The 23,128-nt window shown below is 61.6% G+C and carries 20 protein-coding genes; 9 read left to right on the top strand and 11 right to left on the bottom strand.

Features of this window, described 5'->3' with window-relative positions; all coding sequences use genetic code 11:
• Window positions 1–251 precede the first annotated feature (251 nt).
• Genes NPX02_RS06480 through NPX02_RS06465 form a run of 4 tightly spaced genes read right to left on the bottom strand, consistent with a single transcriptional unit; the run spans window position 252 to window position 3,598 of the window.
• On the bottom strand, window positions 252–854 hold the full coding sequence (locus tag NPX02_RS06480; protein ID WP_260292635.1) for a PqiC family protein: 603 nt from the start codon (window positions 852–854) through the stop codon (window positions 252–254).
• Window positions 851–2,497 (bottom strand): PqiB family protein, encoded by a 1,647-nt coding sequence (locus NPX02_RS06475; protein WP_260292634.1) that lies wholly within the window; start codon window positions 2,495–2,497, stop codon window positions 851–853. The genes NPX02_RS06480 and NPX02_RS06475 overlap by 4 nt, the downstream gene beginning before the upstream one ends.
• Window positions 2,490–3,113, bottom strand: a complete 624-nt coding sequence (locus NPX02_RS06470; RefSeq protein ID WP_260292633.1) for a paraquat-inducible protein A — start codon at window positions 3,111–3,113, stop codon at window positions 2,490–2,492. The genes NPX02_RS06475 and NPX02_RS06470 overlap by 8 nt, the downstream gene beginning before the upstream one ends.
• A complete protein-coding gene (locus NPX02_RS06465; RefSeq protein ID WP_335342519.1) occupies window positions 3,110–3,598 on the bottom strand; it encodes a paraquat-inducible protein A in 489 nt (162 codons plus the stop codon). The genes NPX02_RS06470 and NPX02_RS06465 overlap by 4 nt, the downstream gene beginning before the upstream one ends.
• A gap of 237 nt (window positions 3,599–3,835) precedes the next feature.
• On the opposite strand from NPX02_RS06465, the gene NPX02_RS21590 reads away from it, so the two are divergent.
• Window positions 3,836–4,147, top strand: a complete 312-nt coding sequence (locus NPX02_RS21590) for a thioredoxin family protein (RefSeq protein ID WP_418067319.1) — start codon at window positions 3,836–3,838, stop codon at window positions 4,145–4,147.
• A gap of 488 nt (window positions 4,148–4,635) precedes the next feature.
• Here the strand turns inward: NPX02_RS21590 and NPX02_RS06455 are convergent, their stop codons facing one another.
• Entirely contained in the window at window positions 4,636–5,082 is a 447-nt protein-coding gene (locus tag NPX02_RS06455) for a MerR family transcriptional regulator (protein ID WP_260292629.1), read from the bottom strand.
• Between the two features lie 859 nt (window positions 5,083–5,941).
• Between NPX02_RS06455 and NPX02_RS06450 the strand changes: the two genes are divergently transcribed.
• From NPX02_RS06450 to NPX02_RS06420, 7 genes are all read left to right on the top strand, one after another.
• Window positions 5,942–7,048, top strand: coding sequence for a cytochrome-c peroxidase (locus tag NPX02_RS06450; RefSeq protein WP_335342518.1), 1,107 nt, complete (start codon window positions 5,942–5,944; stop codon window positions 7,046–7,048).
• A gap of 15 nt (window positions 7,049–7,063) precedes the next feature.
• Window positions 7,064–8,269, top strand: coding sequence for a cytochrome-c peroxidase (locus NPX02_RS06445; RefSeq protein WP_260292628.1), 1,206 nt, complete (start codon window positions 7,064–7,066; stop codon window positions 8,267–8,269).
• On the top strand, window positions 8,269–8,853 hold the full coding sequence (locus NPX02_RS06440; protein WP_260292627.1) for an arsenate reductase (azurin) small subunit: 585 nt from the start codon (window positions 8,269–8,271) through the stop codon (window positions 8,851–8,853). Before NPX02_RS06445 ends, NPX02_RS06440 begins: the two co-directional genes overlap by 1 nt.
• 2 nt (window positions 8,854–8,855) lie before the next feature.
• Window positions 8,856–11,549, top strand: coding sequence for an arsenate reductase (azurin) large subunit (locus NPX02_RS06435; RefSeq protein ID WP_260292626.1), 2,694 nt, complete (start codon window positions 8,856–8,858; stop codon window positions 11,547–11,549).
• A 535-nt stretch (window positions 11,550–12,084) separates the two neighbouring features.
• Window positions 12,085–14,370 carry an ATP-binding protein gene (locus tag NPX02_RS06430; protein ID WP_260292625.1) on the top strand — a complete coding sequence of 762 codons (2,286 nt, stop codon included), beginning with the start codon at window positions 12,085–12,087 and terminating at the stop codon, window positions 14,368–14,370.
• Window positions 14,363–15,730 carry a sigma-54-dependent transcriptional regulator gene (locus tag NPX02_RS06425; protein ID WP_260292624.1) on the top strand — a complete coding sequence of 456 codons (1,368 nt, stop codon included), beginning with the start codon at window positions 14,363–14,365 and terminating at the stop codon, window positions 15,728–15,730. The genes NPX02_RS06430 and NPX02_RS06425 overlap by 8 nt, the downstream gene beginning before the upstream one ends.
• A 277-nt stretch (window positions 15,731–16,007) precedes the next feature.
• A complete protein-coding gene (locus tag NPX02_RS06420; protein WP_260292623.1) occupies window positions 16,008–16,790 on the top strand; it encodes a Crp/Fnr family transcriptional regulator in 783 nt (260 codons plus the stop codon).
• A 540-nt stretch (window positions 16,791–17,330) separates the two neighbouring features.
• Here the strand turns inward: NPX02_RS06420 and NPX02_RS06415 are convergent.
• Complete coding sequence (locus tag NPX02_RS06415; protein WP_260292621.1) at window positions 17,331–17,600, bottom strand: hypothetical protein; 270 nt, start codon at window positions 17,598–17,600, stop codon at window positions 17,331–17,333.
• 474 nt (window positions 17,601–18,074) lie between these two features.
• Here NPX02_RS06415 and NPX02_RS06410 point away from each other — a divergent pair, with 474 nt between their 5' ends.
• A complete protein-coding gene (locus tag NPX02_RS06410; protein WP_260292620.1) occupies window positions 18,075–19,109 on the top strand; it encodes a patatin-like phospholipase family protein in 1,035 nt (344 codons plus the stop codon).
• Between the two features lie 135 nt (window positions 19,110–19,244).
• On the opposite strand, the gene NPX02_RS06405 is transcribed toward NPX02_RS06410, so the two are convergent.
• The 5 genes from NPX02_RS06405 to NPX02_RS06385 form a co-directional block, all read right to left on the bottom strand.
• Window positions 19,245–19,616, bottom strand: coding sequence for a MerC domain-containing protein (locus NPX02_RS06405; RefSeq protein ID WP_260292619.1), 372 nt, complete (start codon window positions 19,614–19,616; stop codon window positions 19,245–19,247).
• A gap of 7 nt (window positions 19,617–19,623) precedes the next feature.
• Window positions 19,624–21,261, bottom strand: a complete 1,638-nt coding sequence (merA, locus tag NPX02_RS06400) for a mercury(II) reductase (RefSeq protein ID WP_260292618.1) — start codon at window positions 21,259–21,261, stop codon at window positions 19,624–19,626.
• Window positions 21,262–21,290: 29 nt separating this feature from the next.
• Window positions 21,291–21,641, bottom strand: coding sequence for a mercury resistance system periplasmic binding protein MerP (gene merP / locus NPX02_RS06395; RefSeq protein WP_335342517.1), 351 nt, complete (start codon window positions 21,639–21,641; stop codon window positions 21,291–21,293).
• A 3-nt stretch (window positions 21,642–21,644) separates the two neighbouring features.
• Window positions 21,645–22,019: a mercuric transporter MerT family protein gene (locus NPX02_RS06390; RefSeq protein WP_260292617.1), complete on the bottom strand. Its 375-nt coding sequence runs from the start codon at window positions 22,017–22,019 to the stop codon at window positions 21,645–21,647.
• A gap of 647 nt (window positions 22,020–22,666) precedes the next feature.
• Window positions 22,667–22,948: a hypothetical protein gene (locus tag NPX02_RS06385; RefSeq protein WP_260292616.1), complete on the bottom strand. Its 282-nt coding sequence runs from the start codon at window positions 22,946–22,948 to the stop codon at window positions 22,667–22,669.
• Window positions 22,949–23,128: the final 180 nt, after the last annotated feature.

Here is a 23,128-nt window from a genome sequence, read left to right as displayed (position 1 = left end):
GTTGGAGACAATGCCCCCGGATTCCGCCCCTATGGGTCGGTGCGCTTGCCTGGCTCCCGTGGATCGGGCTCCATCCAGGCGACCAGTTAATCCGACCTGCATCCGAGGAATAAAATCGGTACCCAGGATTAAAGTTCAGGGCTACAAAGAATACGCTCGCAATGACGCCAAGATGCATGGTTTATTTTCTTCGTGCCCTTTGCTCCCAAAGGCGACATTTGAAAATCTATTCCGAAGAGGCTACTAACGACCTACTCCGGGCAGCTCGGCGTCCGGTCGGCGTGGACGGCGCGGGCCACGTCGGCCACCTCGTCGGCCAGCCGGGCAATCGCCTGCTGGTGGCCCTGCACCAGCGCGTCGTAGCCCGGCCCGACCGGTTCGCTCAACCGGCTGGTGCAGGTCACCGCTGCGCCGCCCTTGAGCGAGCGCACGCTCCATACCGCATCGATCAGCGCAGCCTGGCCAGCGATCGAATCGAAACGGCGCAGGTCCAGCTTGATCCGCAACCGTGACTGGTCGCTGCCCGGCAGGCCGCTGAGGTCCTGCGAGCCCAACGCATCGGCTAGGTGCGCGGCCAGTGCGGCGTGCACCTCGTTGGCCAGTGGTGCGATCCAGCGTTCGCCGTTGAGCACGACCACATCCTGGCCGCCCTGCCGGATCACCAGTTGTGGCACGTCGACCTGGGCCGGCACGCCGACCGGCAGCAGTTCGAACGGCACCGGCACGGCCACGTCCGACGCCGATCCAGTCGCTACCGGCACCAGCGTGTAGTAGTTTATCGGTGGCGAGGCGCAGGCCGCCAGGCCAAGAGTCAGTGCGCCAATCACAAGAAACGATTGCCAACGCGGAATCATGGCTTGCTCCTTGGTGAGGCTGCCGGCGGGATCGGCGCGGGATCGTCGCGGCGGCCGCGGATCAGCGCCTCCGGGTGGCCGCTGAGGTAGTCGGACAAGGCCCGCAGCGACCGTGCCATGCGCTCGAGTTCCTGCAGGGTACCGCCCAGGTTATGCCGTAGCGGCGAATCGGCGGATAGCGCGTTTCCGGCCGTGCCCAGGGTCTGCTTGAACTCCGGCAGCACCTCTTCGTTGAGCTGTTTCAGCGTCTGATCCAGATCGGCCAGCGAGTGGTCCAGGTTCTGTCCGATGCTGTCGAACGGTACCTTCTGCAGCTTGGTGACGATGTCGGCCAACTGCTCCTGCAGCTTGTCGAAGCTGCCCGGCGCGGTCGGTATCTCCAGTGGCGTGGCGCTGGTGTTGAAGTCCACCTTGTCCGCCTTCGGGATGAAGTCCATGGCGATGTACAGCTGCCCGGTAAGCAGGTTGCCGGTGCGTGCCTGCGCGCGCAGGCCGTCACTGACCAGGGTCCGCATTATCTGCCCGAGGTCGGCATCACCGCCCTGGGCGCGCGCCAGTTCGACCAGCTTGTCGTAGGCATGCCCCAGCCGCTGCGGATAGATCACCGCGCCCACCGTCACCGGAAAGCGCTCGGCCTGCTCGTCATAATCCAGATTGATCGAGACCACTTTGCCGATGTCGATACCGAAAAATTCCACCGGTGCGTCCACCGCCAACCCGCGCAGCGATTGGTTGAATCGCATGCGGATGTAGCGTGGCGGACCGTCCGGCGGCGCCAGGGCGGCGACCTGGTCGTTAAACAGCCGGTAGCTGGCATCTTCGGGCGCCGGCGTGCTCGGGTGCGGGCCGGGCGGTTCCTGGAACGCCACGCCACCGGCGAACACCGTCGCCAGCGATTGCGAATTGAGCTTGAGCCCGTTGGCGCCGAGCGACAGGTCGACCCCGCTGGCGTTCCAGAAGCGCGACACGGTGGTTACGTAGCGGTCATGGGGTCCGTCCACGAAGATCCGCAGCGAGACGCTCTTGCCGTCCGGATTCAACTGGTAGGACACCACGCGGCCCACCTGGATTCGCCGGTAGTACACCGGCGAGCCAATATCCAGCGAGCCGAGGTCGCCGCTGTGCAGCACGAAACTCTTGCCCGGCGCCCCATGCAGCACCGCCGGCGGGGTCTCCAGGCCCTGGAACTGGTATTTCTCCTGGTTGGAGTTGCCCACGTCGGCACCGATGAAGGTGCCCGACAACAGGGTATCCACGCCGGAGATGCCACCCAGACCGATGCGCGGACGGACCACCCAATAGCGTGCGTCGTAGGTGGCGAAGCCGGCGGCACTCTTTTCCAGCGCCACCTCCACCCGCACCTTGCGGCGGTCTTCGCTCAGGCTGATCCGGGTGACCTTGCCGATCACCACGCTCTTGTACTTCACCGGGGTTTTGCCCGCCTCCAGCCCCTCGGCGGTAGTGAAGGTGATGCTGATTTGCGGCCCGGCCTGCAGCCAGTTGTTGACCACCAGCGACAGCCCGACCAGCGCGGCGAGCACCGGCACCACCCAGATCAGCGAGACGTTGATGTGCCGGTGCTGCACGACCGGCTCAGGAAGATCCTCCGCCGGCGGCGGGTTCGAATTCGGTGGATCAGTCATGATTCTTCCTGGCGTCCCACAGCAGACGCGGGTCGAAGCTCATCGAAGCAAACATGGTTAGTATCACGGTGAGCCCGAAAAATACCACGCCGGGCAGCGGCTCGACCCGGCTCAACACGTCGAAGCGCACCAGTGCGGTCAGCAGCGCTACCACGAACACATCCAGCATCGACCAGTAGCCGATCAAGTCGACCAGGCGATACAGCGCGGCGCGCTGGTGCATCGCCCAGTCACTGTCGCGGCGGGTGCTGACCAGCAGCAGCGCCAGCACGAAGAATTTCAGCACCGGCACAACGATGCTGGCGGCGAACACGATCAACGCGAGGCTGGGAGAGCCCTGCATCCACAGCTCCACCACACCGCTGATGATGGTGTTGTCGTCCACGTCGCCGACATTGACGGTACGCATGATCGGCAACACGTTGGCCGGTATGTAGAGGATGAAGGCGGCAATCAACAGCGCCCAGGTGCGCATGAAGCTGGCTGTCTTGCGCCGACGCAGACCCGACCCGCATCGTGGACACGCTGCGGGCGAGAAGTTCGGCTCGCGGCACACCAGGCCGCAGACGTGGCAGGCGATCAGGCCCAGCTCATGCGCGCGCGGCAAAGCACTCATTGCGCACTCCCTTCCGCGGTGTCGTCCCACAGCCGCCGCAGGTCGATGCCGGAGAACGCGGTGATCAGCAGGGTGAGCGCGCCATAGGCATAGATGCCCGGCTCCGGCATCACGTCGAAATAGGTGCGCGCCTTGACGATCGCCACCAATGCGCCCAGCACGAACACCTCGCTCATGGTCCAGGGTTGCAGATAATGTAATGCCACCATCATCCGGCCAAAGCCGGGCGCTCGGCGACCCCTGCGCGCGAACGCCAGCAGCCAGCCAAGCATCAGCATCTTGTTCAGTGGAAAGAAGAACAGCGTGGCGGCTACCACCATCGCCACTAGCTGGGCGCCGTGCTGCCACATCGCGATAATCATGCCCCATAGCGTTGCGCTGTTCTGCTCGGCGCCGAGCCCCAAGGTGACGATCGGCCACACGTTGGCGATCAGAAAGAGGATCAGCGCGGCGACCGCCAGCGCCAGCATGCCGTCGATGTCCACAGCGTGGTGTCGCGCCTGCACCGCGTCGCAACACGGGCAGCGGATTACCTGGTTGAGCCGCGGCTCCCGCTGCCGGTAGACCGTATCGCAGTACTCGCAGATACCGATCCCCTGCGCTCCAGGCGCAGGCCCAGGCCCAGGCGGGGCAGGCTTGCATCGGGCCGACGTACTCATCGGTGGATTCTCGCAAGTCCGGGACCCTCGCGCTGGAAATTGTTCCGATCACACGTTGTTTGCATGGTCTTGATGCCCGCCCTTGATAGGCTCGGCGGTGTTCCAAATCTGGATTCCAGCCCCATGGAGAAACGCGTGAACGCCGTCACCAGCCAAGCGCATGTATTCGAGGCCGACCCGGCCACCTTCGACACCGGGGTGCTGCAAGCTTCGCTGAGCACGCCGGTACTGCTCGACTTCTCGGCCAGCTGGTGCGGATCGTGCAAGACACTGGGTCCGCTGCTTAAAAATTGGCGACCGGGTATAGCGGCGCGTTCCGCATGGGCAGGGTCGAGGTGGACAAGTACCAGGAGCTGGTCGGGATGTTCGGGCTGAAGTCCCACCGGCCTGAATGGCCCGGCATCGTAGGAGCGACCACGGGAAGTTCGCGCTGCGTGTCGTAAGGAATGGGTTCCGCCAGACTTACCATACGCTACCACAACCTGCCCCTGGACCTGTCCGATGCGCACCTCTACCTTTTGCCGCTTGCTGAACCTGTGGACGTCTTGAATATAGGTCAGGCTGGTAATAAAGGCAATTGACGGCCGTCCATTCGAACAGGGGATGATCGTCGGATATCGGAGGGATATAGCCTTTTTTGTATTTCTGGGCAGGGTATCTTTCAGGGGTATCGACGCGAAATACAAGCCACCGAAATTACAAGCCTTTTCAGGCTTGTTTGCCATCGAGTCGGAGTAGGGATCGTCTTTGTCTCCAGCATGCGATCACCCATGATTGGCTGGTAGCAAGGAAAGGTACTGTACGTGAACTGACGACGGACTGTGGGGGCGACCATCCAGCGAGAGACTGCAGGTCTGTACAAATCAGCTTTCAGGGTTAAATTCCGTGGTCTTGCTCAGCGTGGCGATGATCGCGCACTGTTCCTGACCGGAGCCGTTTTTCCTGCAGGCGTTGATCAGTCTGGACAGTTCACGCTGGATGGCGTTCAGATCGTCGATGCGTTGTTGTATGACCGCGTGTTTGTGTTCCGCAATTGCGCGCGCCTCGTCGCAATTCCTGGCGTTCAGGGACAACAGGTCGGTGATTTCGTTGAGGCTGAAGCCGAGTTCCTGGGCCCGTTTGACGAAGCGAATGGTCTCCGCCAGGGAAGCCGGGTAACGCCGGTAGCCTTGGGCGGGTTTAAGCGGCTCCCTGATCAGGCCGATACGTTGGTAGTAACGGACGGTTTCGACGTTGACGCCGGCGGCCTTTGCCAGATGACCGATGGTCAGACCCGGATCGGTCCGGCCGGTTGTGCTGTTCGTGTTCAAAGTGTCATCTCCTTCGGGTTAGGGCCTGTCACCATATAACCTGATTATCCATCCTACTCAGCTATGGTCGGATACCGTTAGATCGTAGGTCGGATTAGCGCAGCGTAATCCGACGATCAAGCCCGATCTGTCGGGTTACGCCTTGGGCTAACGCTACCTACAACTATAAACCTTATTTCAACCGCCAAGAACGCAAAGAACACGAAGGAAAGCACCAACGTGTATTCTCCCGGCCCTTCACCTGTCGAGTGGCCAGGACCTGCAGGTAAGTCATTGTATCTCTTTGCGTTATTCGCGGTTGAATCGAGGAATTCAGGTTTACCTGATACCCGCCCAGCTCAGCCATCAGATCGCAGCTCGGATTAGGACGTAGGATGGGTGGAGCGCCTCCATGAACTCTCCGCCGGCTCCTTCTCCGGCGCGCAACCCATCGCACACCCGCATCCGCATCCGAAGATGGGTTACGGCGCGCCCGACCACCGCGAACAGCCGTCAACAAGGGTGCCGCGCCTCCACCCATCCTACATGCGTGGTCACCGGTATGTGTGGGTAAAGGGTAGGGCAAGGCAGGCCAATCACTCCGTGAGTAGTTACGTTTGAACAAAACATACACTCCTGCTTTTTGCTTCCCGGAGCATGGAACAGTTCATTCAGATCGGTGTTTTAAAAAGCTTGATCGAGATCACGTATGGAAATTTGCTCAACAAACCAACCCCGCTATCAATACGATTATTAAAGCTGGCATGGAAACTGCCTGCGCGCCCTCCCGAATTCAGACCGTCGGTTAGTAAAAAGTTCAACCGCGATGTTTCGCAGCTGAAATAACCGGCAAAGCAATAATTGACCTGGAGGAATTCCAATGGGTGTACGAGTCACGAACGGGCGTGCTCTCCTGGCCGCGGTGATGGGGCTGGGTGTGGCAGTGAGCGCGCAAGCGGGCGAGTATCCGGATATCGGTCCCCTGCCTGCATTGAAAGTGGATGCGGCCAAGGCCGAACTGGGTAAGCGGCTGTTCTTCGATAAGCGGCTTTCCGGCGATGCCGGTATCGCCTGTTCCACCTGCCACGTGCCGGAAAACGGCTTTGGCAGCAAGGAGGCGCTGTCGCCAGGCTATCCCGGTAACGGCAACTTCCGTAACGCGCAGAGCGTGATCAACACGGCCTACAAGAAGGTGTGGCTGCATGACGGCCGCATCGGCACCGACCTGAATGATGTGACCCGTGAGATGATCACCGAGGATTACATCATGAACATGGACATGCGCATCATGCAGGAGCGGTTGAAGCAGGATCCGGTCTATGTGGAGATGTTCAAGGCGGCCGGCAAGAACGAGCCGAGCAACGGCGGTGCCCGCAGCATCATCCCCGAGTACCTGAAGAGTCTGACCTCGCGGAATGCGCCCTTCGACAGCGGCAAGATGTCCGCTTCCGCGAAGAGTGGCATGGCCCTGTTCAAGGGCAAGGCGGGCTGCATCCAGTGCCACAATGGCCCGCTGCTCAGCGACCAGAAACCGCACAACACCGGCGTGCCGGAGAACTTCGACGTGTTCCTGGACCCGATGAACCACCAGGCCTTTATCGCCTTCGCCATGTTCCAGGGTATCCCCAACTACATGAACCTGAAGCGCGATCCGGGCTACCTCAACATCACCCTGGATCCGAAGGACATGGGCAAGTTCATCACCCCCAGCCTGCGTGAACTGAAGTACACCGCGCCCTACATGCACAACGGCACCATCAAGATGCTGGCCGAGGTGGTGGAGTTTTACAACCAGGGCGGCGGTAAGGACAGCAACAAGAGCCCGCTGCTGAAACCGTTGCAGCTGAGCAAGGCGGAAAAGAAGGACCTGGTGGCCTTCCTGGAGGCGCTCTCCGGCGATCAGCTCACCAGCGACCAGTATGTCTGGAAGGGTGAGTATCCGGCTGAGTATCCGGCCATCGACAACTGGACCCAGGTCCGTAACTGAGTTGAGGAGAGAGTCATGAGAAAGATGAAATTTGCTCCTACCTTGGTGGCCGCCGCTGTATCGACCGTGCTGCTGGTCGGTAATACTGCCCTGGCCGGCAAGCAGGACGCCACAAAAAGTGAACAGGCGGGACCCGCGCCATTGGCACCGCTCGGCCCGCCACCGATTCCGCCGGATAACCTGCAGTCGGACGCCAAGGCCGAACTGGGAAAGATCCTGTTCTTTGATCCCCGGATCGGCGGCGACGCCTCAACCGCCTGTTCCAGTTGCCATGAGCCGGAGCAGGGCTGGGCCTGGTCCGAGGACCTCTCCCGCGGTTATCCCGGCACCGTGCACTGGCGCAATAGCCAGACCATCGTCAACAGCGCTTACTACGGCCGTGGCTTCTGGGCCGGCTCCGTGCCGTCGCTGGAGAAGCAGGCACCGGCCGCCGCCAAGGGCGGTGTCGCGGGCAACGGCGAGGACGACATCATGGAGGCGCGCCTGGCGTTGATTCCCGAGTACCGCAAACGCTTCAAAGAGGTATTCGGTACCCAGTGGCCGCTGATCCAGGACGTCTGGCGCGCCATGGCAGCCTACGAACGCACCCTGGTGCAGCGCGACACCCCGCTGGACAAATACCTGCAGGGTGACCAGGCGGCACTGAGTGAAGAGCAGGTGCGCGGCAAGGCGCTGTTCGAGGGCAAGGCGGGTTGTATCCAGTGCCACAACGGCGCCCTTGCCTCGGATCAGGACTACCACAACATCGGCGTGCCGGCCAACAAACGTTGGGAAGAGGACGGGCTGGCGCAGATCACCTTCCGCTTCGAGCAGTACGCCAAGGGCCAGACCGAGGAGGGGTACCGCACCGCCAAGTCGGACTGGGGCTTCTACTACCGCAGCAAGAACAAGTGGGACAAGGGCAAGTTCCGTACCCCGTCGCTACGTTATACCGCCCATACCGCGCCCTACATGCACAACGGCATCCTCTACACGCTGGAGGATGTGGTCGAGTTCTATGACCGGGGCGGCTTCGATGAAGAGGGTCGCACCACCCAGTTCGCCGAGAACAAGTCCAAGCTGATCAAGCCCCTGGGCCTGACCGATGAAGAGAAAGCGGATCTGGTGGCATTCCTGGAGTCCTTCTCGGGTGATCCGATCACCACCGAGAAGCCCGTGCTGCCCGAATACGCGCCACTGTTTACGCGTGCCGAGCTCGAAGCCGCACAGGAGGCAAAGTAATGTCTGAATTAATCAAAAAAGACGAGTCAGCCGCCGGGCACGCCCAGTGCATGCTCAACCGCCGTCAGTTTCTGATGTACTCCGGTACCACGGCGGTCGCTGTCAGTACCATCTCACTCAACCTGTTTCCGGGCGAGGCCCAGGCCAAGGCCCGGGTGGTGGGTTATCCCCGTCAGCACATCGGCAAACTGAGCCAGCTGAAGGAGAACACCCCGCTGGATTTCAACTATCCCGACAAGAACCAGAACTCCCAGTGCTTCGTGGTCAAGATGGATGGGGCCAAGGCCGGCGGCGGCATCGGTCCGCAGCGCGATGTGGTGGCGTTCAGCTACCTCTGCACCCATCAGGGAGGTTTCATGAACGGCAAGTATCAGGCGGTGGGCGAGCACCGGGTGCTGGGCCAGTGCCCGCTGCACCTCTCCACCTATGACCTGACCCGTCACGGCATTATCGTCTCGGGCCAGGCCTACCAGAGCATTCCCCAGGTACTGCTGGAGCTGGATGGCGATGACATCTACGCCGTCGGCGTCATGGGTCTGCTGTTTGGCCGTAATCAAAACCTGATGGAATCCCAGGAGTCATAATCATGTCAACCAAGTACTATCTTCCCGAGGACAAGGCGCCGCTGCCTCCCGTGAACGCGGAGGTGCTGACCACCTGCTGCGATTACTGCATCGTGGCCTGCGGCTACAAGGTCTACCGCTGGCCGGTGGGTGCCCCGGATGGCGGACCCCAGGCCCATGAGAACGCCTTCAAAGTCTCGTTCCCGACCGGACCGATGCAGGCCTGGGTGGCCCCCACCCAGCACAACGTGGTGATGCATGACGGTCGTCCGCACAATGTGGTGATCATACCGGACAAGGAGGCCCAGGCGGTCAACCTCACGGGCGACTCTTCCATTCGCGGCGGTTGCATCGCCCAGAAGGTCTACAACCCCAACAAACCGACCCGGGATCGGCTGATGTCGCCGATGATCCGCATCAACGGCACCCTGCAACCGGTCTCCTGGGACATGGCCCTGGATGTGGCCACCGAGGTGATGAAGCACGTGGTGGAGAAGCACGGCGCCAATGCCTACGGCATGAAGACCTATCTCTATCAGTACATCGAGAACACCTACGCGATCAGCAAGTTTGCGCTGCGGCATATGAATACTGCCAACTTTGCCTTCCATGACACACCTTCCGATGTCACCTCGACGCCAGGGTTCCGTGATGCCGGGTTTGAAAACTTTGCCCCCTCCTACCAGGACTGGGCCGCTGCCGAGACGCTATTGATCGCCGGTACCGATCCCTACGAAACCAAGACCATCCTGTTTAACCAATTTATCAAGCCGGCGATCGATGCCGGTCAGAAGACGGTCTGGCTCAACGTGCGCGAAACGGCGGGTATCGCCTATGCCAAGAGCCGCGGCAACGCCCTGTTCCTGCAGATCGACCCCGGAACCGATACACCGGTGCTGGGCGCCATCCTGCGGGTCATCCTGGAGAACGGCTGGGAAGACAAGGAGTGGATCGAGAAGTGGGTCAACAACCAGTGGGCGTCCGACTCCGGCTTTGGCCAAGGCACCCGCAACACCCCGTGGCAGTGGCGCACCACCTGGGGCCAGTTCCAGACCAAGGGCTTCGAGGACTACAAGCAGTGGAACCTGGCGCAGAAGGAGTATGACCCCAAGGAAGCCGCAAAAATCGCCAATATCGACCCCGCCGACATCTACAAGGCGGCCGAGTGGTTGGCCAAGCCGAAGGCGGACGGCCGCCGGGTGAAGGCCTCCTTCGCCATCGAGAAGGGCTTCTACTGGTCCAACAATACCGGCAACACCAATGCCGTTGCCACGCTGGCTACGGTCTGCGGGGCGGGTGGCCGGCCGGGCCAGATGGTGGGCCGTCTGGGAGGCCATCAGCGTGGTTACCAGAGCGGCGGCGCTTATCCCCGTAATAAATCTCCCCAGAAACACGCGGGACGGCGGCGTCAGTCGATGGATTGTGACCGCTATTTCTACGCCGGGCACACCCGCTTTGCCCATGTCATCGGTACCACCTGGATTCAGGCGATGTGCGGCTCCGCCGGCCTCAATGCCAAGTTCGAGGAGCAGGTGACCAATAATCCGCACCAGGTGCGCTCCTTCGACAAGCAGGAGATCATCGACACCCTGAAGGCGCGCGCCGACTCCGGCGGTACCGTGGTGCTCAATCAGGAGATCTACCTGCGCGATCCGATCGGCTCGCGCTTTGCGGACATCGTGCTGCCGGCGGCCACCTGGGGCGAGTCGGACTTCATCCGCGCCAACGGCGAGCGGCGCCTGCGGCTCTACTCCAAGTTCTACGACGCCCCGGGGGACGCCAAGCCGGACTGGTGGATCATGGCGGAACTGGGCAAGCGCATGGGCTTCGACGGTTTCGACTGGAAGGATGCCAACCAGGTATGCGAGGAGTCCTCGCGCTTCAGCCGTACCGGACCCAAGGCCTACCACATGATCAAGGTGGCGGCGCATGCCGAGGGCAAGACCCTGCACGAAAAATTGCGTGAATTGGGTACCTCCGGTATCCAGGGGCCGACCTTCTACAACTACAAGACGGGCGAACTGCTGGGCAGCAAGCGGCTGCACGACACCACCCTTACCCCGGAACAGATGGAGGCAGAGGGTCGCAGCATGGCCACCAACATGGTGAACAAGAAGGGTACCCACTTCAACACCCAGTCCGGCAAGGTGAACATCCAGAAACACCCCTGGAGCCTGTTCTCCGACTACTGGGAGTGGATGAAGCCAAAGGATGACGAGTTGTGGCACACCAACGGCCGGGTCAACGAGATCTGGCAGTCCGGATTTGACGACGTCGACCGGCGCGCCTACATCGCCCAGCGCTGGCCGGAAAACTGGACCGAGATCCACCCGGACGACGCCGCCGCGCGCGGTATCGAGTCGGGCGATCAGTTGATGCTGTTCTCCGAGCGGGTGCCCAACCTGAGGCAGAGCATCAAGGCACAGGATGATGCGGATTTCAGTTTTGCCTCGCGGCTGAAGAATGGCTGGATCGAGCTGAACAAGGCGGCAGTGACCGCCGTCGCCATCGTGACGCCCCATGTAAAGAAGGGGACCCTGTACTCCTACTATCTCAACACCAATCAGCCCAGTAATGCGTTGCAGGGTCGCGTGCCTGACCAGATCAGCGGCAACTACAATTACAAGATGGGCGTGGCCAAGGTGAAGAAGATCGGCGAGTCGAAGTACAAGAGCGAGTTCCGCTCCATGTCCTTCGCACCGCGTAATATCGTCTGATTCATCTTTTTGTTGTACTGAAGAGACAGGGGCGGCCTTCGGGTCGCCCCTGATCCTGATTTGGAGCATTACACGAATTCAGAACAATCGTGTAATACTCCCGGTTGTATCGTAAGTAACCACGGAGGTGGTTATCTTGGTGCTTACGTTTTTTCTCGGTAACTACTCACCCCCCGTCATCCCGCATGCCTGCCGACGGCGCCCACGGGGAGCCCCATGACCTGTTTTCGGGGTAGGATGCTGGTGAGCTTGCGAACCGCATCATTTGCTCGTCGCCGGACCGATGCGGTTCGTTTTACTCACCGCATCCTACGGGTTGTAGTTTTGCGGGCGGAGCTCCGCAAAACCGCACTGGATGCCCGCCTGCACGGGCATGACGGGGGTGAGTAGTTACGTATCTCTTTGTGTACTTTGAGCTCTTCGCGGTTGAATCGGAGAATTCAGGTTTAATCGACAGTGGGAGCCTGTTCCGCGTTATCATGTCACCCACCTTATTCAAATACATGAAGTTTTTGCGGTAATCCTTCAGGAAAGCATGGCTTTATTACGTTTTGCGGGCCTCTCCAGGCGAATCTATCTCTCTTTTCTGCTGGCCGCCGCGGTGCCGACAGCCATTTCCGGCGCGATCGGCATTGTCTATTCGTTGAATGCCCTGAAACAGGAGACCCTGACGAGCGTCGAGCAGGAGATTCTTATCCGCACCGCGAACATTGCCCGTTTCTTTGCCCAATTGTCGTCGGAACTGCGTTTTCTCTCCCAATCCGACGCCTTGCACCAGTTGCATGAGGTGGCGGCTCGGGGGACTGGCGAATCCAGCGTGGCGGCGTCGCGAGAGCGGCTGGAGCAGGACTTCTCCCGCTTCGCGGCGTACTATCCCCACATCTACCAGATCCGCTATTTGGGTCCGGATGGGCGGGAGCTGGTGCGGGTGGATCGGCGGGGCGAAACGATCGAGACGGTGGCCGCCGGGCGCCTTCAGGATAAGTCCGATCGCTACTATGTGGTGGAGGCGAAAGGCCTGGCGCCTGGGGATGTTTATGTATCCCCGCTCGATCTCAACATCGAATACGGACGGGTGGAGCGGCCGGAGCGCCCGGTTATCCGTTTTGCCACGCCGGTGAAACCGTTGAACGCGGCGGATGCCGGCCTGCTCATCGTCAATCTCAACGCCGATATCCTGCTGGACCAGATCCAGCAGTTGGCGGACGCGCGGGGCGGCATCGCCTACCTGTTCGATCGCGCCGGCCACTTCCTCTCCCGCAGTGCCGGTGGCAAGCCCGATACCTTTGTGATGCAGCCCATCGAGCGCTTGCGCTCCGAGTTCGGCGAGACGGTGCTCGACGAAGTGGTGTCGGGTGGCAGCGGCACCACGCTGGTCGCGGGGCAGATCTTCTCCTTCGCTCCGGTGACGCCCTTGGATAGCCAACACGCCCAAACCAGGACCAAGGGTTGGGTGCTTGCGCTGGCCTTTCCGAGAAATCGGCTGTTTCTCTCCATCTTCAATCTGTCCACGCTCTATATCGTGCTGCTGGCGAGCCTGGCGGCCACCGCCCTTGGCGGTTATCTGGTTTCACGGCGGCTCCTGGGACCCCTTGACGACCTGTCGCGGGAGGCGGAAGCGGTCGCCGCCGGCGATTTCACCCGCCGCGTGCGTATCGAAGGCGATGACGAGATAGCCGGGCTTGGCGAGCGCTTCAACATCATGGCGGAAAGGCTTCAGGAGCTGGTTGGAAAGCTCAACGCGCATCGTTCCCGGCTGACCGACGAGGTGCGGGCGCGAACCGACGAACTGGATCGCGAGCGCGCTTACCTGGCGGCGGTGATCCAGCATACCGGGGATGGCATCCTGGCCGTTGATGAACAGGGGCGCTGCACCCTGGCCAATGATGCGGCAAGGCAGCTGATCGATGGACTCGAACGGCACCGGCCGCTGGTGTCGTGGCTGCCACAGTGGCCCGGGTTGGCTGCCGCGGCGGCCGCCGCCGGGGCGTATCGCGGGGACATCAGCCTGGCGGGACGGACCCTGGCGCTGTCGGTAACCCATACCAGCGACGGCGGTGGCGAGGCCTTCATCGTCGTGGTCCGGGATGTCAGCGAGGAACGGCGTCTGCTCGATGAACGGCGGGAGTTGGATCGGCAGATGTTCCAGATGGAGAAGATGACCACCCTCGGCGAATTGGCCATGGGCCTTGCCCACGAGATCGGCAACCCACTGGCCGGGCTGAAGGCGGTTACCCAGTCGCTGCGTTACGAGTCCGACACGCCGAGCCACTTATTGGAGGCGCTGGGCCGGATGGAGGGCGAGATCGACCGGCTGAGCGGTTTTCTGCACACCTTCAACAGCTTCGCGGCGCCGCCCGCCGGCGCTCCCGTTGACTGTGATCTGGCCGGGGTGATGGACGATGTCCTGTTCTGGACCCGCAAGGAGGCACACGGCAAGGGGATCGATCTCCTCACCGAGATCGACGGGGTGGTGCCGTTGCGCGCCGATCCGCGCCAGATGAAGCAGCTGCTGCTCAATCTGGTCATCAATGCGATGCATGCCATGCCCGAGGGTGGGCTACTGCGTATCGGTGCCCGCTTGCGGGGGGCCGAGGTGGTGATCGAGGTGGAGGATTCGGGTGCGGGCATACCCGCCGAGGTGTTGCCGCGGATCTTCGAGCCCTTCTACACCACCCGCGGCGAGGGCACCGGACTGGGGCTGGCCATCGTGCGTAAAATCGCCCAGGACCACCACGCCCGGGTCGAGGCGAAAAGCGAGCCTGGCCAGGGAACCCGCTTTACCTTGTATTGGCCGGCCGCCGGAGGTGCGCATGTCTGACCACATTCTCATTGTTGAAGACGACCAGACGCTGCGTCTGACCCTGGGCCAGTTCCTTACCCGCAGAGGCTTCGAGGTGGAACTGGCCGCCGATGCGGCCGCCGCGCTGGCGGCTGTGCGGCGGGGGCGATTCCAACTGGTCCTGCTCGATCTGCGGCTGCCTGATAGCGACGGCCTGGAGCTGATCGGCCGGCTGCGTCAGCTGGACGATGGTTGCCTGGTGGTGATCATGACCGCCTACCCCGAGGTGCGCACCGCCATCGCTGCCCTCAAGGCCGGTGCCTACGACTACATCAATAAGCCGTTCGATCTGGATGACCTGCTGGAACTGATCGGTCGCGCCGTCGATGCTCAGCACATGCGCCACGAGCTGGAATGGCGCCGCGCCCAGTCCTCGGCGCAGGATGACGCGGAGTGGATCGGCGACAGCGCCGCCTTCCGGGAGATGGTTGACGTGGTGAGTCGCATCGCCGCCGCCGGGCGGGTGCCGGTGCTCATTCACGGTGAATCCGGCACCGGCAAGGAGCGGGTGGCCCACACCGTGCACGCCCGTTCCACACGGGCGGAGGGTCCGTGGATTGCGATCAACTGCGCCGCCCTCCCCGAAACGCTGCTTGAGGCGGAGATGTTCGGCTACGAGAAGGGCGCCTTCACCGACGCCCGGCAGGCCAAGCGCGGGCTGTTGGAGCTGGCCGACGGCGGAACCCTTTTTCTCGACGAGATCGGCGACCTCGCCCTCGCCCTGCAGCCGAAGCTGTTGCGGGCGCTGGAGACCCAGACCTTTCGGCGCCTTGGCGGCAGCCGCGAACTGCAGGTGGATGTCCGCATCGTCGCCGCCACGCACCGCGACCTGCCGGCGATGGTGGCCGCCGGCCAGTTCCGCGAGGACCTCTATTACCGGCTCAACGTCGGCGCCATCGACGTGCCGTCGCTACGCGAGCGCCGCGACGACGTGCTGCCCCTGGCCCGCTATTTTCTGCGGCAAATGGCGCCGACACTGGGTGTGGCCCCACTCACCCTGACTCCGGAAGTGGCCTCGTTTCTGACCGCTTACCCCTGGCCGGGCAACATCCGTGAGCTGCGCAACGTGATGGAACGGGCCGCGATCCTGTCACGGGACGGCGCGATCCGCCCCGAACACCTGCCCAGGGAGATGTCGGGTGCCGGCCAGCCGGGCATGGCCCAAGCCGCCGAGTCCCCCCTGCTCCTGGCGGACGCGGAGCGGTTTCACATTCAACGGGTGCTGGCCGCGTGCGAGGGCAACAAGACCCGAGCCGCGGAGTTGCTGGGTATCACTCGCGCCACCCTGCGCAACAAGCTGGGCGATCAGCGCGGCAACGAAGACGATGAGAGATCGTAACTACTCACGGGGTGATTGGCCAACAAGGCAGGCCAATCACTTACAGACCGGGTAAGTAGTTAGTGAGAGAGATCGTCATAATCACCGGTCGATTATTGACCGGTCGCCACCACAAGCCGGGCGATATTTATCCGCTGGATAGCCGGAATAATAATATATTTACCATGAATACAATGTGTTAAAGCATTGGCACGGGTTGTGCTCCGAGGCTGTAGATGCCTGCCTTAATAATTAAGGTGGCGCCACGAAACCTAACAGACTCGCCGGGAGCCCAAGCATGAATCTGGCTTATGCAACACAGATACAACCCGTGGATGATTTCGCATGCCGGGACGATGCCGTGTGCCGGGACAGTTGCTGTCTAGCGGGCATATGCCAGTTCGGACTCTGGCCCGGGGCACAGGCCGTTTCGGTCGAAGTGCGGGCGGGCAGGCCGATCATTCGAGATGAACCGGCCCTGTATGTGGTCAAGGAGGGGTGCCTCAAGGTCAAACCGGAAACCCCGGATGCGACCTGGGTTGATTTCCGTGTACCCGGCGAATCCCTTGGATTGCAAGGGGTCTACTACGGCTCGCCGGAACGGGAAATCGCCTGGGCAACCGTGGATACCCGGTTGTGCAAGATTCCCTATACCAATGTGCGCCGAATCGCGGATGCCGCTCCGGGTCGTTTCGCCACCTTGTTCAAGATGCTGGCGCATGACGCCAGCCGCGCGCATGCGCTGATTGCGCGAACGGAAAAGTCGGCGGATGCCCGGCTGGCCGAGTTTCTTCTTGACCTGGCCGTGCGGATGCGGGTGCCTGAAGGGCGGCGGTTAAAACTCAACATGAGGCGGCGCGATATCGCTCACCACTTGATGATCGCACCGGAGACGCTGAGTCGTGCGCTGCTGCGCCTCAGTGACAAACAACTGATCACTGTCGATCGAAAGTGGATCAGGATATGCCGTCCGCTCACCCTGCTCAGGCTGTCCGGTATTGACAGGCATTCGGCCGGGGCGTGCCGGTTACCGGCGAAGCGGAGTTATGACCGCCCGTTGGAGCAGGCGCGACTCGCGTAAGCCGCATGCGCGGATTTGCCGCCAACCTGAGTCCGCTTGAACCATAGGGCGGGCCGTGCCCGCCGCAACACCGGCACGAACATCCATGGCGCCCATGGGGCGCCCTATGACGGGTTTTCGGGGGAGGGAAGCCCGTGCTCGCAGCGACGCAGCAGCACGCTATCCCATGCGGCTGCAGCGACCGGGGTAGCCAGTCCGGCATAGGCGAGCGGCACCAGGATCTATGCTTTTTCGTAACTACTCACCCCGTGAGTAGTTACTTCCTCGCTTAAATTCCGAATTCTGCAATCTTTGCGCTTTTGGCGTTCTTCACGAGAGAAAATGCCTTCTCTCCGTACCTACAAGTCTTGCGAACGATCTCTATTTGCTCTCGGGCGCGAAGGTGTTCCCGTCAAATCCACTCCCGCAGGTGGCAGGTTCGCCCCGTCGGTGTGTAGGCCTGTAGCGCGCAAACAAACGCCCCCGGCGGCGATGCCGTCGGGGGCGTTTTTTCAGGGATAGCCTTATGCCGCGAAGTGCGGGAGCGGCTCTCAACTGCGATCAGCCACCATGAATGATGTCGGTCGAGATGTCCTGACGTTCGTTGGCGACCCGCTCGAACGGCTGGGCCTTGTCACTCTGGCCGCGGCTGTCGGAACCGTAAACCAGATCGGTGACCAGCTCCGAGTTCACGGGGCCGTTCTGTACGAAGGGGCTGCTCGGGCTGACGCTGACCGGGGCGCCACCGTACAGGATATCGGTGCTGAGATCGTCAGCGAGGGCACCGGTGGAGGCGAAAGCCAGTACTGCGAGAGTGATCAGTTTGTTCATGTTGTTCTCCTTAAAGGGTTGTTTACTGCGTAATGTTTTGCTCTGTGACTTGGATGTTGCAGATGCCGTGCCAGTTTTGTATATTTCTATATTTATATAATTAATACAGATACTTATATGTTTCTTGCAGGGTTTGTCGGTGGCGGTTGAGGCGATGGGACATAATGTTTCGATGTAACGAAACGTTAGATAGCGTAATGCCCCGTGGTATTTCGCGGTATGGGCGCAGGTTGGTTTGATCAGGCAGATCCTCCTAAACAATTACGTCTGTGGTGAAATCGGAATGGCGCAACTTATGGCTGGACCGGGACAAGAGGGGCATTTACTCTTCCTGTACTTGCGAGAACGGATTTATGCGCCCGCCACCATTAAGGAGGTACCCATGTCACTGAAGGACAAGACCGCCGTCATCACCGGATCGACCCCGGACATAGGACTCGACATTGCCGCGGAACACGGCGGCTGGACGATACTGTGAGCGCACCCAAGCGCATCAATCTTGCGCTCCAGGGCGGCGGCGCGCATGGCGCCTTCACCTGGGGAGTGCTCGACCGGTTGCTGGCGGATGACGGCATTGAGATAACGGCGATTTCCGCGACCTCGGCGGGGGCGCTCAACGGCGCGGCGCTGAAGGCGGGGTTGCAGCGCGGCGGCCGCGCCGGGGCAAGGGAAAGCCTCGACTGGCTCTGGGAGCAGGTAGGCGCGCTGCCCTCCGACGCGGTGACCGCCTGGCTGGCGGCGCTGAGCCCCGAGCCGAGTACGATCTCGGCGATGATCGACGCCTCGCCGGTGTTCAACTGGGCCGATATGATGAGCCGCATCATCAGCCCCTACGGAATGCCCGGCGACAACCCGCTGCGCTGCATCGTTGAGCGTTTCGAATGGGATCTGGTCTGCGACACCCGCCCGCCCGTGCTCAACATCTGCGCCACCAATGTGCGCACCGGGCGCATCCGCGTTTTCACGGGTACCGAGATCTGCACCGATACCATGCTTGCGTCAGCCTGCCTGCCCACACTCTTCCGCGCGGTGGAATGGGACGATCCGAGCACCGGCCGGCGCGAGGCGTTCTGGGACGGCGGCTATATCGGCAACCCCGCGCTCTTCCCGCTGTTCCGGGCCGATCTGCCGCGCGATATCGTGGTGGTGAACATCAACCCGCTGTTCCGCGAGGAGGTGCCACGCACCGCGCGCGACATCCAGAATCGGATCAATGAGATTAGCTTCAATTCCTCGCTCCTGCGCGAGCTGCGGGCGATCTGGACGGTGCGCAATCTGGTGGACGGCCATACGCTCGACCCCGGCGGCATCCAGCGCGCATTGATCCACATGATCGCCGATGATGTGCTGATGAACCAGCTTTCCGTGGCTACCAAGATGGTGGCTCACCCGGTGATCCTGCACCGGCTGAAGGAGGCGGGCCGCACCGCCGCCGACCGTTTTCTCGCCAGTCACCGAGGTGATTTGGGCGAACGCGATACGGTCGATACCGACGCGATGTTCGGCTGACCCCCCGCTGCGCGCAAAGCGTGCCTTGCCCGCAGGAGCAGATTTGCCGCCAACCTACGTCCGCGAGAACCATAGGGCGGGCCGTGCGTGCCCGCCGCAACACCGGCATGAACATCCATGGCGCCCATGGGCGCCCTATGACTGTTTTTCGGGGCAGGGAATCCCGCGCTCGTAACGACGCAACAGCACGATATCCCACGCGGAGGCCGCGACCAGGGCAGCCAGTCCGGCATAGGCGAGCGGCACCAGGAACCACAACGCCGCGAAGGCGACCAGGCTCGCCACCAGGCCCAGCACAAAAGGCCCGTTCCGGCCATGGTGCCGGCGCGATTTGCGCAACCCCCATAGCGTGATGCCGAGAAACAGCACGAACAGGGGGATCAGCACCAGGTCATTGATAAGAAATCCCGCGCCGATGGATGAAAGCCCGGCAAGAAAGGGCGTGAACCCGAGGCAGCAGGCGCCGCTGATGGCGGAACCCGTCGGGCTGATGATCTGTTTCAGCATTTCCACATCACCCCGCGCAACAAGAGAGTTGTTTGACATCCCGGGTGAAGGTCTGCGCGCACAGCTTCAGCCCCTCGACCATGGTGAGATAGGGGAACAGTTGATCCGCCAGCTCCTGCACCGTCATGCGGTTGCGGATGGCCAGGGCGGCGGTCTGGATGATCTCCCCGCCCTCGGCCGCCAGCACTTGGCAACCGAGAATCCGTCCGTCGTCCCGCGCCGCCACCAGTTTGATGAAACCCCGGGTATCAAAGTTGGCCAGGGCGCGCGGCACATGCTCCAGCGGCAGGGTGCGTGACTCCGTCTCGATGCCTTGCGCCCGGGCCCGGTCTTCGCTCAGGCCCACCGTGGCGACCTGCGGATCGGTGAACACCACCTCCGGCATGGTGGTGAGATCCAGCGCCGCCTCGCCGCCGGTCATGTTGACGGCGGCACGGGTGCCGGCGGCCGCAGCCACATAGACGAACTGCGGCTGATCGGTACAGTCGCCGGCGGCGAAGATATGTTCCATCGAAGTGCGCATCCGCTCGTCGATGGCGATAGCGCCATTGCCGCGGGTGTCTATACCGGCCTTGTCGAGTGCCAGCCGGTCGGTATTGGGTTGGCGTCCGGTAGCCACCAGCAACCGGTCGGCGCGGATCTCGCCGTGCCGGGTCGTCAGGATGAACGCCTTGCCGTCATGGGCTATGGCATCGGGCAGGTTGTGCAGCAGTACCTGTGCGCCTTCCTCCTCGAATATCCCGGCTAGGGCCTTGCCGATCTCGGGGTCTTCCTTTGAAAGGAAGGTGCTGCGTGCCAGGATGGTCACCTCGCTGCCCAGGCGCAGGAAGGCCTGGGCCAGTTCCAGCGCCACCACCGAGCCGCCGATGACCGCCAGCCGCTTGGGGATCTCCTCGGCGACCAGCGCTTCGGTGGAGGTCCAGTAGGGGGTGTCGCGGAGGCCGGGGATGTCGGGGATGGCTGGGCGGGCGCCGCTGGCGATCAGGATGCGATCGGCGGCGAAGCTGTTCTCCGAACCGTCCGGGCGCGTGACCGTCAGGGTGTGCGGATCGGCAAAGCGTGCCCAGCCACGGATCAGGTGGATGCCGGGATAGTTCTCCAGGACGTCCTGGTATTTGGCCTGGCGAAGCTCCTCGACCCGGGCCTGCTGCTGCCTGACCAGGGCGCCGCGATCGATGGCTGGCTGGTGGAGTGCAATCCCGTCGAACGCATGGTGCGCCTGCAGGTGGGCGATATGCGCGCCACGGATCATGATCTTGGAGGGTACGCAGCCGACGTTGACGCAAGTGCCGCCGATCACATCGCCGCCTTCAAAAAGGGTCACCTGGGCACCCGCGTCGGCGGCTCGAATGGCCGCCGCGAAGGCGGCGGATCCGCTGCCGATGATGGCGACCCGCAATCCGCCGGCAGTGTCACCAACGCTAGTCCGGTCTTGCTCATTTGACAGATTGGCCTGGTAACCTGCAGCCACCACCGTTGCCAGCAACCGATTCGTTGGGGTCGCGCCGGTGGTCTCGACCCGGGCCGTCGCCGCTTCGTGGGAGACCTCGGCCTTGACGCCAGGCAGCGCGTTCAATGCCTGCTCGACACCTTGCGCGCAGTGCCCGCAAGTCATTCCCGTGATGTGTAATGTGATGGCTGACATGGTGGATAGTCTCCGGTTATTGGTATTGTTTATTCGGTCTTGAGCGCGGAGGGGTAGCCGGCTTCGAATGTCGCATCCGTGAGCATTTCAACGTCGGTCTTCGACCCATCGAAGGTCACCCTGGCCCAGCCTATGCTACCTTTTTCGTATCCCGCCTCGGCTTTGATGACGCCCGGTACTCTCTCCAGGGCCTTGCGCACGGTGATGGGGCACATGCTGCAGGTCATGTTCTCAACACTCAGGGTGACGGTTCGGGGTTGTGCTTGTCCGGCGGCTTGGGTGGCCGGAACCGCAAGTGCCATGCCCATGGTAATCAATCCCAGCAGCAGTATGAACGTAATTGTACGAATCATCGGGTTGTTCTCCTTGTCAAAGCTCACCGGTTAACCGAGCAGGATGGGGGCGTACCAGGGGAAGGCGATCAGCAAACCGAGGATCGCGGTCACGAACCAGAAGATCAGGCGCTGGTTTCGGCGCACGGAAGGATTGGCGCAAGGTGTGCCCGGCTCGCAAACCTGGGGCACGAGGTAGAGTTTTCGAAATGCCAGCCCCAGGAACAGCAGGGTCAGGCCGATGAAGATGGGACGATAGGGTTCCAGGGCCGTGAGGTTGCCGATCCAGGCACCACTCACCCCCAGCATCAGCAATACAAACGGGCCGACACAACAGAGCGAGGCACCGACCGCCAACAGCGCCGCTGTGATCAGTGAACGGTTCTTGGTTACGGTGTATTCCGCCACGAAGCACTCCTCATTCATTGGTTCCAATCCCTGAAATAAGGATAAACGCCGTACCCAGGTACGGAGTCAAGTCGCTGACCGGAATCCCAGCAATTCTAAAATTGGCGAGGTTTAGCCTCAGCATCTCTTGGCAAGGATTCATTTTTAGCCGCGAATGAACGCTAATGAATAAGAATAAATTTACTATAACCCCCTCCGATGGTTTGGTGGGCGCCAGAGAGGTGAGGCATAACGGGCAAATTCATAATGGGCGGGACCCAGGAGAACCACGGATTCACACAGATAAACACGGATTCAGAATTCTGATCTCCTATCTGTGTGAATCCGTGTCCATCCGTGGTTCCTTACTAGCCGGGGCTGGGATAACTAAACGGCTATTGAAAGCCGTACTTAGAATTGCTGCCGGAATCCAGTTGGGGTTCGCAGGCTCACCGCAACGAGTCGGGGTGGAAAAGAGGTCCGTAGGAGCGCCTCCGGCGCGAAGGTTTTCGCGGCAAAGCGACGCACAAGGAAGTGCTAATGCCGCGGGAGGCAGGATGCCGGGAGCGGCCACTCCTGTAGGTGGCAGATTTGCCACGCCGGGGTGTGGACCCGTAGCTCGCAAACAAAAGCCCCCGGCGGCGGTGCCGTCGGGGGTGGCTTTATCATTCATCATTCAGCTGTGATCAGCCGCCGTAGATGATGTCGGTCGAGATGTCCGGACGTTGGTTGGCGAACTGCTCGACCGGCTGGGCCTTATGACTGTGGCCGCGGCTGTCGGAACCGTAAACCAGGTCGGTGGAGAGGTCCGTGTTCACGGGGCCGTTCTGCACAAAGGCGCTGCCCGGGCTGACGCTGACAGAAGCGCCGCCGTACAGGATATCGCTGCTGAGGTCGGGCGTTACGTTGGCGGCCAGGGCACCGGTCGAGGCGAAGGCGAGTACTGCAAGAGTGATCAGTTTGTTCATGTCGTGCTCCTTAAAGGGTTGTTTACTGCGTAATGTTTTGCTTTGTAATCTGGATATTGCAGATGCCGTGCCAGTTTTGTGCTTAACTATTTTTATGTAATAAATACAGCATGTTATGGTTTGGTGGCGGGGGTGGGTGAGGGGGGTTGAGGCGATGGATATTAATGTATCGATGTAACG

Origin of the sequence: Sedimenticola hydrogenitrophicus (assembly GCF_025175675.1) — a bacterium.
GTDB classification, from domain to species: Bacteria; Pseudomonadota; Gammaproteobacteria; order Chromatiales; family Chromatiaceae; genus Sedimenticola; species Sedimenticola hydrogenitrophicus.
This window is presented reverse-complemented; position numbering and strand designations above follow the sequence as displayed.